The following is a 12,146-nucleotide window of genomic DNA, read 5'->3' as shown; positions in this document are numbered from 1 at the left end:
GCCCGCGATGGGCTGCAAAGCAGCCCCAGCATTTCGCCGGCAGTCCACGTATCATGGTCAGGCTGACTCAGCCTGGGAAACCCGCGTCACATGTCTATCCGATTGAAACTGCTGCGTAAGAAACTGGGAATGACCCTGGAAATGCTGGCCGAAAAGACCGGCATGACCAAAAGCTATCTGTCCAAGGTCGAGCGCGGCCTGAATACACCCTCGATTGCTGCCGCGCTAAAGCTGGCCCGGGCGTTGAACGTGAATGTCGAAGAGTTGTTCGCCGAAGAGCAGGCTGGCCCGAGCCGCTACAGCCTGGTGCGCCACGGCGAACGCCAGGCCCTGGTAGGCGACGGGCAAGGGCCTGGCTATGCAGCCCTGACCAGCCAGGTCGGGCAGCGCAGCCTGTTGCCGTTCCTGATCCAGCCGCCGTCCGAGTTCAGCGACCCCACGTTCAAGGAACACCAAGGCGAGGAATTCCTGTTCGTGCACGCCGGCCAGGTGGAGGTGGATTTCATGAACGAACGGGTGCTGCTGGAGCAGGGTGATGCCTTGCATTTCAACGCCCAGACACCGCATCGACTGCGCTCGGTAGGTGCCCAGCCGGCGCAATTGCTGGTCGTGGTTCACCACGCAGACGAATAAAACCACGGGGCAGGGCACGCCCTACCTGTGTTCTCATCCGTGAAACGCAGCCGCCATCGCATCAGCCCGCCTTTGCATCTTTTGCATGTCGGTATTTTGACGAATACCGCCATCGCCCATTGAATTTTATTATGGTGTCGGATCATTGACGTAGTGTCATTGTGCCCATAAGCTCAAGTCAACAGCGAAACAACTCCCGCCATACTGTGCAAATAACTAATTGATTTTCCTCATTTCAGGAGGGGCGTATGCGCACGACTCTGATTATCAAATCGATGTTCTTGCTGGTGTTGCTGAGTGGCGCTGCGCGTGCGGCAGATTCGTATGTAAACCAAAACAGTATCATTCCTGTTTCAACCGCCGGCTGGTTGTTGGCCTTCGCTGTTGTCGGCTTTGTACTGGTCGCCAACAGAAGAAAAATCTGAGCCTGACCCGCTCCCTGTCAAAGCGAGCGCAGGTTGTTGCAAGCCGGGGGCTGGCTTGTGAATTTCCCAACCGTTGCTATATTCCCAGTAGCCCTTCAAAGGCCTTGGTTGCAGGGCACTGCAGCCCACATGTACGGCGTCAAGGTTGGGGCCTCCAGGAAGGTCGAGGCCATCGCGGTGGGTTCAAGCCGCGAAGCGGAGCGAGAGTTGGTGTGCTGTTCTCATTCAGTGCTCTTTTTCGGGCCATTTGGCCGGAGGGACCCTCATGATGCGTTCATTGATTGCCGCATTCTGCGTGCTGGCCGTGTGGTCCAGTGCTGGCAACGCCGATCAGAGTGGTACGGCTTACCTGCTCAGCCCTGGTGATGTGGTAATGGTTTCGGTGTGGCAGGAAGACAGCCTGCGTCAAGAAGCCACCGTACTCCCCGATGGCAGCATCACCTTCCCCTTGGCCGGGCGCATCAATGTTGCCGGCCTGGATGTAACGGCAGTTGAAAAGCAAGTGGCTGCCAAACTCGACAAATTCCTCCCCGACCCAAACGTCAGCGTTGTCGTCAAGAGCATCGCCGGCAACCTGGTCTATGTACAAGGCAAAGTGATCAAGCCGGGCCCCGTGCAAATGGCGGGCCCTACCGCAGTGCTTCAGGCGCTGAGCATGTCGGGCGGGCTGGACAAGTTTGCTGACGAAAGCGATATCAAGGTGGTCCGCGGCACTGGCGCTTCCCAAAAGATCCTGCCCGTGCGATATAAGGACCTGGTGTCTGGGCGGGACATGTCCACCAACATCCAACTTCAGGCTGGCGACACGCTGGTCGTTCCTTGATCTTGCCTTTAATAAGAACACTTAATGCCTCTTCTCAGAACAACAAGCATTGCAACGGCAATCATTGTCTTGCCGTTTACGGACGTGGTACTGGCGGCAAATTGGCAGTCTACGGTGGTGGTACCGACATCCGTTGAATATGACAGCAACCCTTTGTTGCTGACATCGGGGGAAAAGGGTGTAACGCGCACGATCATCGCGCCGGATTACACCCTGATCGGTACCTTCGATCAGGATGAACTGAGGTTGGGGCTGGGCATGCATGTGTTGCGCTCGTCCGACACGGATGTGGTAGATGACCGTGAGGACCCCGATATCAGCCTGGGCTGGCAGCGCACCACCGAGCGTGGGCGTTTCGGGCTGGTGGCACGTTACAACGAAAGCTCGACGCTGTCGGGGACGGTGCTGGATACCGGGGTCATCACCACTGACGGTACGCAAAAGCTCTACACCCTGACCGGCAACTGGAGCCAGGCGGTGACCGAGCGTAGCACCCTGAGCAACGAAACCACGTACAACCGTGCCCGTTATGACATCAGCTCGCTGACGGGCTACGACGAACTGGCAAACGTATTCACCTGGACCTACGCCTGGAGCGAACGGGCCGATGTGTATTCCCGTTTCGGTGCCCGCCGCTATGAGCCCGAGCAGGACCTTACCGCGACCGCCTCCAACAGCTACACCCCGGCAGTCGGTATCAAGTACCAGCTTGCCGAAGGCCTGAGTGCCGATGCCCACATTGGCGTCAACCAGGTGTCTGGCGACGGCGGCGGCCGACGCGGGGAGGGTGGGGTGGCATTGCTGTACACCGGCACGCGCGCCGACGCCAGCCTGACCGCCGAGCGCAGCACGGTGGCCAGTGCCGAAGGCGGTTTCGCCGAGCTGGACCAGGTGCGTGGCGTGTGGAGTTATGCTGTTACCGAACTGGCGCGGGTGGGCGCTGACGCGGCCTGGCAAGACAGCAAAGGGCAGAGCCCTAACACACTGCAGACTTACAGCGTTTGGGCCAGCCGCCAGTTTTCACCGTACTGGGACTTGCGCCTGTCGCTCATGTACAAGGAACGGCAACAGGACCGAGCGCCCGATGCAACCGCGACGATCGTTGGTTTGACGTTGACGTACAGGTACCCCGACATCTGAACTTCAGGCAGGTGGCCCAATGAAGTCTGACTACGAACTCTCCATCAGAGATTACATCGCCATTATCAAGGACAGGGCCCTGGTGTTAGGGGTGAGTGCCGTAGTCATACTTGCCGCGACCGTGGCTGTCGCGTTGATGGTGCCGCCGATTTACCAGTCGACCGGCACCATTCTCGTGGAATCGCAACAGATTTCCCCTGAGCTGGTATCGACCAACACCACCAGCTTTGCCGATGAGCGCATCGAGGTGATTCGCCAGCGGGTGATGACGCGCGAGAACCTGCTGCGCATCATCGACAAGTACAACCTGTTCGCCGACAAGCGCTTGAGCGAGTCCGACAAGATCGACCAGATGCGCAATGCCATCGTGGTCGAAACCCTCACCACGTTCGTGCGCGGGCGGGGCGAGGCGACGGTTGCGTTCAATGTGTCCTTCGAACACAAGCAGGCGCAAGTCGCCAAGGAAGTGGCCGACGAACTGGTCACGCTGTTCCTCAACGAAAACCTCAAGCAGCGCACCGAGCGGGCCAACGAAACCACCGAGTTTCTTACCCAGGAGGCTAACAAGCTGGGCGCGGAACTGGCCAGCCTGGAAAACCAGCTGGCCGACTTCAAGCAGGCCCACGCCAATGCCTTGCCAGAGCACCAGACCCTGCGCATGAACATGCTCTCGCGTTCGGAGCTGGAGTTCCGCGAAGTTGACCGTGACTACAAGGCCGCCCAGGAAGAACTGCGCTACCTGGAGCTGGAACTGTCTGCGGCCAATGCTGGCCTTGCTACCAAGGTTACCGAGGGCACCAAGCCAGCCAGTGCTGACCAGGCTCAGGACCTGCCGAGCCTTAAAGCCGAGTACGCCCGGTTGCTGACCCGCTACAAGGATGCCCACCCGGATGTGGTGGCGATCAAGCGCAAGATCCAGGCGTTGGAAGCCAGTGGTGGGCGTACGGCCACGACGTCCACGGTCAGCCTCGACGTGGCGCGCGTCCGGGCCAAGATGAGCGCGGCCCAGGAACGTATCAGCTCGCTGGCCGATCAGAAGCGCGAGCTGACCCGAAAGATGGAAGGCTACGAGGCCGAGATCCTCGAGGCGCCGCAAGTCGAGCGTGGCTTGGTGACGTTGATGCGTGACCACGATAACGCGCGCAAGAAATACGAAGAAATCCGCGCCAAGGAAATGGGCGCTAAAATTACCGAAAGCCTGGAGCAGGAGAACAAGGCCGAGCGCTTTGTACTGCTGGAGCCACCGCTGATGCCTGAAAAACCGATCAAGCCTAACCGCAAGAAGATCGCGGCGCTGGGCCTGGTGCTGGCACCGGCAGGCGGTGGTGCCTTGGTGATGCTGCTGGAAATGCTCAACCAGCGCGTGCGCGGCGTCGGTGCGTTGGAAAACCTGCTGGGCAAACGGGTGCTGGTGGCAGTGCCCTACATCGATACCAGAGCGGACGTGGCCAGGCGCAAACGCTGGCGGAACTGGCTGATCCTGGCGGCACTGGCGTTGGTAGCTATCATGGTAGTGCTGGTGCACGTCTTCTACATGCCACTGGATGTGCTGTTGTTCAAGGTCATATCTCGGTTTGCATAGGGAAAGCAGTGATGGACAGGACCAAGCCGGCTGTTGGCAACAATATTCACCAGGTTACCCCGGGTACCCCTCAGGCTTTATCACCTCCCTCCGGCACGGCACTGGCGGAGGTGCCTGGGCAGTTCGACTATGTGAATACCAAAGTCGTGCCGCTACGGGCTGACCACCTTGAGCGCCACCGCATCGTGGCGTACAACAAGAACTCCAACATGAACGGGCCCATCGACCTGCTGCGTACGCAGGTGCTCAGGGCCATGGAGGAGAATGGCTGGCGGACCCTGGCCATCACCTCGCCAACGCCTGAGGCCGGCAAGACCGTGCTGGCGATCAACCTGGCCATGAGTATCGCTCACCACACCACCAAAACTGCCTTGCTGGTGGATTTCGACCTGCGCCGGCCCAAGGTCGGCAGCTGTCTGGGCCTGCCCATGGAGCAGGCGCTGAACGAGTTCCTGACGGACAAGGCCGAGCTGCAGGAGTGCCTGGTCAACCCGACTTTGCCACGCTTCGTGGTGCTGCCGACGCGGGTGCCGGTGCCGATGTCGACCGAGATGCTGTCGTCGCCCAAGGTGAACAACCTGATCAGCGATTTGCGCAACCGCTACGAGTCGCGCATCTGCATTTTCGATTTGCCGCCGTTGCTCAGCTCTGACGATGCGATCACCGTGATACCCAAGTTTGATTGTGTGCTGCTGGTGGTGGCCAACGGGATGAACAACAAGAAGGAAATCGAGGACTGCCTGCATCACCTGGCCACGGTGAACCTGATCGGGACGGTACTGAACAAGGCTGACGAGCAGCCGCGAACCTATTATTAAAGTTCGAAATTTTGGGGCTGCAAAGCAGCCCCCAAAGATCTCAGCCCTGATGCAGGCTCCAGGGATACTGCAACTCCCACTGCCACGCATGCCGCACAATCTGCTCCAGCGAAGCAAACTCCGGCCGCCAGCCCAGCACCTGCAGCGCCTTGCTTGCATCCGCCACCAGCCGTGGCGGGTCGCCGGCACGGCGCGGCGCGTCAAGGGCATTGATGTGCCGCCCGGTCACCGCCCGGGCTGTATCGATCACCTGCTGCACCGAAAAGCCCAGGCCATTGCCCAGGTTGAAAGCAGTGCGCACGCCACCCGCCAGTAAATAGTCCACCGCCAACGCATGCGCCGATGCCAGATCGGCCACATGCACGTAGTCGCGGATACAGGTGCCATCCGGGGTATCGTAATCCCGGCCAAATACCGTTACCGCCTCACGCCGGCCAGAGGCGGCCTGCAGGATCAGCGGGATCAGGTGGGTTTCCGGCTCGTGGCGTTCACCCAGCTGGCCATCCGGGTCAGCACCGGCGGCATTGAAGTAACGCAGGCATACCGACTTCAAGCCATACGCCCGGTCGAAGTCCTCGAGAATCTGCTCGACCATCCATTTGCTCAGCCCGTAGGGGTTGATCGGCCCTTTGACGTGCGCTTCATCAATCGGCACGTACTGCGGGTTGCCGTAAACGGCGGCACTGGAAGAAAACACCAGATGCCTGATACCCGCATTCACCATGGCCTGCAGCAAGGCCAGGGTGGCTGCAACGTTGTTCTGGTAGTACTTGCCGGGTGCGCTGACCGACTCGCCCACCTGGATGAACGAGGCGAAGTGGAACACGGCGTCGAAATGACAAACGCCGAACAGCACGTCCAGGGCCGCTTCGTCGGCGATATCGAGCTTGGCCCACTGGATGCCGGGGCCAGGCCAAACCAGGTCCGCCACCACTACCTCATGGCCGGCACCGAGCAGGTGCTTGACCATGTGCGAGCCAATGTAGCCCGCGCCACCCACTACCAGAAATTTCATCCGCACCTCCTGGAATCTGCTGTTTACAGACGCAGTGAACCGTCCCTGAAACGTGCAGGTGGGATGATCAGCTACAGGTGACCTGAGCGTAGATGGCCCTATGCCCTATTTCAAGAACAGCCAGTTGGACATGTAGTTGCTGTCGAAGGTAATGCTGTAATGCCCATCCTTGTACGCCACCGGCAGTGTCTTCAGCTGCGCCTGTGCATCGCGGGCGAACAGTTTGAGGCCGGCAGGTGCCTTGATGATCACGCTGCCTTCAAGCGGTTCGACGTTGAACGGCGTCTTGTCATCGGCCTTGGGCATGGCACGTGTCCCCAGTGACAGCAGCAGCTCACGCGACTGGCCCAAGGGCTTGCCGTCCAGGCTCTGTACCGCGACGCTGGCGTAAGGCGTTTTTGTCTGTAGCTGAACGGCCCCCAGGCTGATCGATCGGCCACCCAGCCAGCCGGTGGCGGCCTGGGTCAGTGGCGTATCGATGGTGTAGATGCCTTGTTGCCAGTTGCGCTTGAGCTCGCCGGTGTCGGTGACCGATTCAGTGGCATCGGCGGCCAGTAGCGATTGCCCCGGGTCCTGAAGCACTTGCGCGCCAGAGGGGATGGCGGCAGGTTTCAGCCACGGCAGTTCTGGTGTTGGCGGCAGGGCAATCTGCAGTTGGCCCTTTTCCATGGCTGTGCGCAACAGTACCGAACTGCGCGGGGTGATCTCCTGGTTGTAGAGGGTGGCGGGCGTTGGTGCGAATACGTAGCGGGTAGTTGCCGGCTTGACGTCCGCACGGCGGTAGAGCAGGGCGGCAGCGGGCAGGGTGGCGATCATCGCCGGGTCGTTGTACGCGTGCCAGTTGTCCGCCGTGCGCCAGCCCGGGTTGAACCCTTGCTGGCTGTACGCGTACTGCATCATGGCGTCCCAGCCTTGATGGCTGGCGGTGCCGGCTACATACAGCGGCAAAGAATGGCGGTCGGGCAGCGGGAACGGTTCGGCGTTCCACTCGGTGACCGTTAGCGGTTTGCCGACCACCTGGGCGGCGGCGATCCAGTCGATCATGCCGTCGCTGGTCAACGGGTTCTTCTCCAGCTGGCCAATGGCGCCGTAGCTGTGGGCATCGACGACATCGCCTGCGGTCAGCGCCGGCAGTGCACTCAGGCCATTGCCGCCCCAGGTGCTGGTGGTGGCGATCGGCACTTTCACGCCCAGGCCGCGCAGGTGGGCGATCATGTCGGCGTTGAAGCGCTGCTCCAGGTCGTTCAGGAACAGCTTCGACGGGCCGTGCTCCCAGGCGCGCCAGGTAAGGTCGGCGGGAAGGTCATGCTGCCTGGCGAACGCTTTGGCTGCGGCCATGTAGCGTTCGCTGTGGCGCGGTACATCCTTGTTCGGCATCAGTGCGTTACCGTAGTGCTGGGTGAGATCGTTTTCGTTGGTGATCAGCACGGCGGCGATGGCGGGGTCGTCTTTGTAAGCCAGGCCGGTGTATTCATTCACATGGGTCAGGTACTGCTCGGCGAACCGCTTCATCGCTTTCTGGATACTGTCGTTCACGTAGGCGTAACCCTTCAGGTCGACGCGACCTTCCTTCTCGGGCAGCTCACCGAAATCATCAATGTTGTCGTTGGCGGTAAACGCACGTTGCACGTGCATGTCCAGCCAGATGTAGATGCCTTCGTCCTTGAGTGCCTTGATCCACAGGTCGAGCTTGCGCAGCGACTCGGCGCTAAGTTGCTGGGTATCGCGCACCAGGGTGCCGTCGCCAAACACGTTCGGGCTCACCCACGGCGAATCGTGGTGGTGCAGGCGCACCAGGTTGAAGCCCAATGCCGACAGGCGCTTGGCCTGTTGGCGAATTTCGTCGTCGGGGCTCTTGAACAGCGAGTAGGCAGACAGGTTGGTACCCCAGAAGCGCACCGGGGTGTTGTCTTCAAACATCAACTGCTCGCCGACTGCCTTGACGAAGCCGCGCTTGCCGGCGGGCTTTTCTGCCGCATTGAGGAACGACAGGTCCACTGGCGAGGTGCGCCAGTCCAGCTGGTCATCGGGCCAGGTGGCGGGGTCGGCCAGGCCGAAACGCTCGGTGGGCGTAGGACCCAGTTCGATGTCGCCGGTAACGTTGAGCACCGCCTTGAGCTGCTGGCGGCCGGCGCTTATCGGGTCTTTGTAGAGAAACGCACGCAGCTCGGACGGATTGCCGCGCTCGAAATAGACCTTGGCCAGTGGCGGATCGAAGCGCATCTCGACACGCCGGCCCTGGTCGGCCTTGCCCCACGACCAGCCGCGGTTGTCGGGCAGCAGTTGCGGGGCGCCCATGTCGCCCGCAATCTGCGCCGGGTCGAACTGGAACACCATGCCGCCGCCCATCACCCCGGCCTGGCGGCTGTGGGCGTTGAGGTCGAATGCCCAGCTCAGGGTTTGTGCCTGTTCCTTGCGGATATCCGCCTTCAGGTCAAAGTCCAGCTCCTTGTTCTTGCCCAACAGTGTGTACTGGTAGGGGCCATTGACCTTGAAGTCAGTGTAAAAGCCGGTCCAGCTCCAGTTGGCCGCCCAGAAGTCGAACTTGGCTTTCATCACCGGGCCGCCGCCGCGTGTCACGGTAGGCAAGCCATTTTGCTCATCGACACTGACGTGCCAGTCTGACCCCCAGCCGGTCAACGGCAGCAGGGCCAGGCCAGAAATGGCCGTAAGGCGCACGAAATGACGCAGGGTGAGCACGTTCATTGACATTACCTGGGTTGTAGGTCGGGTTCGGCCAGTTCCATGACCGGGCTGCTGTTCAGCCGGCGGACCATCTGGATGTAGGCCACGCCCAGCCCTGCGATTGACCAGTACACCACCGGGATGAAGGTGATGCTGCTGACGGTGAAGATGATCACCAGAATGCCGATCAGCGTTGCCAGCAGCACCCGCCCCAGCTGTCGTCGTTCGTCATCCTTGTCGGGAAAACTGAGCATGGCCCTGCGGATGCCCCTCAACACCACGGCAAAGAAGGCGACGAACAGACCGAGCCCGACCAGCCCGACCCGCAGCGCCAGGTTGATGTAGGTGTTGACGATGTCGATGATGCCTTCGCCCTGGATCATCGACTGCATTTCCGGCGTGTTGCGGAAGTCGAACGAGCCGAACAGCGGGTTGCGCTGGATGACGATCCAGGAGTTGTCCATCAGCCGCTCGCGGTAAGTGATGTTCTCTTTTTCGATGTTGCCGATGTAAGGCAGCAGGTCCAGCACCTTGTCGCCGCCCGGCACGACGGTCAGCAAGGGCAGCGCCAGCATGCCAGCCGCGCCGAGCAGCGCCAGGCGCCTGACCGCGCCTTTGCCCATGGCAATGAACACCACCACGATGACCACGACTCCGATCCACGGCCCACGTGACAACGGCGCGAACAGCCCGGCGGCCAGCAGCAGGGCGCCCATGGCCTTGTGCAGCGGGCGTTGCACATAACCCTGCACGAACAGGAACAGGCCGATGGCCACGCTCATCACATAACCCAGGGCAATCGCCTGGCCGGTGGTGACGCTGGCCCGCAGCGCGCCGCCGCGGCTGAGGTAACCGGACATGCTCCATGGCACGCCCATGGCGTCGATCAGGGCGCTGTACAGCAGCCAGTGGCGCACATATTCGGCCACGGCGATCAGCGCCATGACGAAAGCGGTTAGCACGAAGGCCAACAGGGTGTCCTTGAAGTCGCTGATCTGGCGCAGCCCACGGCTGGCCACGTAATACGGCAGGAATACGTCGACGTACAGGTACAGCGCCTGGCGCAGGGTGTCGGTGAGGGTGGTTTCGCGAAGGTACAGCACGCTCATCAACACCAGGCCGGCGGCCAGCAGCCTGTCGGCCCAGGTGCGGCCGAACCGCAACGTGTCAGCTTGCCGCCGCAGTTGCAGCGCGGCCGGCAGCAGCACGCAGAGGGTGAGCAGGCGGATATGGTTCAGGTCAACCAGATAGTTGACCACGCCGAACCCGGGCACCTGCACCGATGCCGGCGGAATCAGGAACAGCAGCATGTAGAACAGCGCCATGGGGTTGTGCTCACGGCGCCCGGCGAGCAACAGGATGACCGCGCCCGCCCCCAGATACAGCCAGAAGCTGTGCGAGACAAAGGCCAGCACCGTCAGCACAAACCAAAGATTGCGCCTGCGCTTGTAATCGCTGAGCGCAATGAGGTCGGTGGCAGGCCGCCGCGCCATCAGGAAGACCACGCTCGCCAAAAACAGGATGACGATCAACGCACGAAAATGTTCAGGCATCGGCTATGTACACCTTTCCCTTGGTGGGCAACGGCTAGCATCGTGGCTAATTGAAACTATAGTGACTTTTAGCCAATCAGTCAGAGATTGAAGTCATGCCGTCGATTGATGTGTCAGCCGCTGCGAGCCTGCGCAACCGGGCCCTGAGGGCCGGGTCGTGGAACCTGGTCTCGCAGGTGGCTTCTCAGGTGATGCGCCTGGGCGGCAATCTGATCATGGCCCGCTTGCTGCTGCCGGAAATGTTCGGGGTGATGGTCATCGCCACCACCGTTTCGGTACTCCTGCATCTGCTTTCCGATGTCGGCCTGCGCCAGAACATCATCCAGAGTCACCGTGGTGACGATCCGGATTTTCTCAACACCGCCTGGACCGTGCAGATCATTCGCGGCTTCCTGTTGTTTGCCCTGACCCTGCTGCTGGCCCTGGGCGCCTGGTTGGCCCAACTGGCGGAACTGTGGCCGGCGGACTCTACCTACGCCGCCCCGGTACTGCCGATGGTGCTGGCGGTAACCGGGCTGTCGGCGGCCATCTGGGGTTTCCAGTCCACCAAGATAGATGTGGCTGTAAGAACTTTCCAACAGAAGCGCGTGGTGCTGGTCGACCTGGCCTCGCAGGTGGCCGGCCTGGTGGTGATGCTGGTGCTGGGCTTGCTGACCCATTCGATCTGGGCCCTGGTGATCTCCGGCCTGGTGTCGGCCGTAGCCTGGACCGTGCTGGGGCATACCGCCCTGGAGGGGCCGAACAATCACCTGCGCTGGGACCGTACGGCGCTGACTGAGTTGATCGTGTTTGGCCGCTGGATCCTGTTGTCGTCGATGGTCGGCGTGCTGGCCATGTACGGCGACCGCATCTGGTTTGGCGCCAGCATGTCGGCGGCGCAACTGGGGGTGTATTCGATTGCCGTGCTGATCCTTGGCGCGGTGCAGACCGCGCTGATGAAAATTGTCGGGGCGGTGGCGCTGCCCGCTTTCAGTGAAGCAGCTCGGGCCGACGACAAGGAACGCCTGACAGCGCTTTATCACCGCTTTCGCCTGCTGGTCGACCTGCTGGTGCTGTTCATCTGTGGTGGTTTCCTGACCGCCAGCCCGCTGCTGATTGGCTGGATGTACGACGATCGCTACCGTGAAGCTGGCCCTATGCTGGCAATTCTTTCGCTGTCGTTCATCGTAATGCGCTATACATTGGCTCATCAGGTGTGGATTGCCCTTGGCCTGACCAAGTACCAGGCCATGGACAACATCATCCGCCTGGTCTCGCTGTGGGGGCTGCTACCGCTATTGCTGGCGATTGGTGGTGTGGAGTGGGCGATCTGGGGGGTTGCCCTGCATGCCGTGCCGACACTGGTGCTGGTCGTGTATGTGAACTGCAAACTGGGTATGTTCAGCCTCAAGCGTGAGCTGGTGGTGCTGCCGATGCTGCTGGTCGGGGCGCTGTGCGGAGCGTTGCTCACGGCCTTTTTCAACTGGCTTTGA

Annotated in this window: 10 protein-coding genes; 7 read left to right on the top strand and 3 right to left on the bottom strand. The window is 61.0% G+C overall.

Going from position 1 to position 12,146, the window contains the following annotated elements; translation table 11 throughout:
• The first annotated feature begins 90 nt into the window (after positions 1 to 90).
• The 6 genes from ACK1VC_RS05095 (at position 91) to ACK1VC_RS05070 (ending at position 5,421) form a co-directional block, all read left to right on the top strand.
• Positions 91 to 633 carry a helix-turn-helix domain-containing protein gene (locus ACK1VC_RS05095; RefSeq protein WP_016487267.1) on the top strand — a complete coding sequence of 181 codons (543 nt, stop codon included), beginning with the start codon at positions 91 to 93 and terminating at the stop codon, positions 631 to 633.
• A gap of 248 nt (positions 634 to 881) precedes the next feature.
• Positions 882 to 1,058, top strand: coding sequence for an EPS-associated small membrane protein EppA (gene eppA / locus ACK1VC_RS05090; protein WP_016487266.1), 177 nt, complete (start codon positions 882 to 884; stop codon positions 1,056 to 1,058).
• A gap of 265 nt (positions 1,059 to 1,323) precedes the next feature.
• Complete coding sequence (locus ACK1VC_RS05085; RefSeq protein WP_016487265.1) at positions 1,324 to 1,881, top strand: polysaccharide biosynthesis/export family protein; 558 nt, start codon at positions 1,324 to 1,326, stop codon at positions 1,879 to 1,881.
• Between the two features lie 24 nt (positions 1,882 to 1,905).
• Complete coding sequence (locus ACK1VC_RS05080) at positions 1,906 to 3,021, top strand: hypothetical protein (RefSeq protein ID WP_016487264.1); 1,116 nt, start codon at positions 1,906 to 1,908, stop codon at positions 3,019 to 3,021.
• A 19-nt stretch (positions 3,022 to 3,040) separates the two neighbouring features.
• A complete protein-coding gene (locus ACK1VC_RS05075; RefSeq protein WP_096426108.1) occupies positions 3,041 to 4,603 on the top strand; it encodes a GumC family protein in 1,563 nt (520 codons plus the stop codon).
• Positions 4,604 to 4,614: 11 nt separating this feature from the next.
• A complete protein-coding gene (locus ACK1VC_RS05070) occupies positions 4,615 to 5,421 on the top strand; it encodes a CpsD/CapB family tyrosine-protein kinase (protein ID WP_191086621.1) in 807 nt (268 codons plus the stop codon).
• Between the two features lie 40 nt (positions 5,422 to 5,461).
• On the opposite strand, the gene galE is transcribed toward ACK1VC_RS05070, so the two are convergent.
• The 3 genes from galE to ACK1VC_RS05055 all read right to left on the bottom strand — a co-directional run bounded on the left by galE (position 5,462) and on the right by ACK1VC_RS05055 (position 10,674).
• On the bottom strand, positions 5,462 to 6,436 hold the full coding sequence (galE, locus tag ACK1VC_RS05065) for a UDP-glucose 4-epimerase GalE (RefSeq protein WP_191086620.1): 975 nt from the start codon (positions 6,434 to 6,436) through the stop codon (positions 5,462 to 5,464).
• A gap of 105 nt (positions 6,437 to 6,541) precedes the next feature.
• The gene (locus tag ACK1VC_RS05060; protein ID WP_191086619.1) at positions 6,542 to 9,142 is read right to left on the bottom strand and encodes a cellulase family glycosylhydrolase; all 2,601 of its coding nucleotides are present in this window, start codon (positions 9,140 to 9,142) and stop codon (positions 6,542 to 6,544) included.
• Between the two features lie 5 nt (positions 9,143 to 9,147).
• Entirely contained in the window at positions 9,148 to 10,674 is a 1,527-nt protein-coding gene (locus ACK1VC_RS05055) for an O-antigen ligase family protein (RefSeq protein WP_016487259.1), read from the bottom strand.
• 95 nt (positions 10,675 to 10,769) lie between these two features.
• On the opposite strand from ACK1VC_RS05055, the gene ACK1VC_RS05050 reads away from it, so the two are divergent.
• Positions 10,770 to 12,146 (top strand): oligosaccharide flippase family protein, encoded by a 1,377-nt coding sequence (locus tag ACK1VC_RS05050; protein ID WP_016487258.1) that lies wholly within the window; start codon positions 10,770 to 10,772, stop codon positions 12,144 to 12,146.

This window comes from Pseudomonas sp. XP2 (genome assembly GCF_053557975.1).
This window is presented reverse-complemented; position numbering and strand designations above follow the sequence as displayed.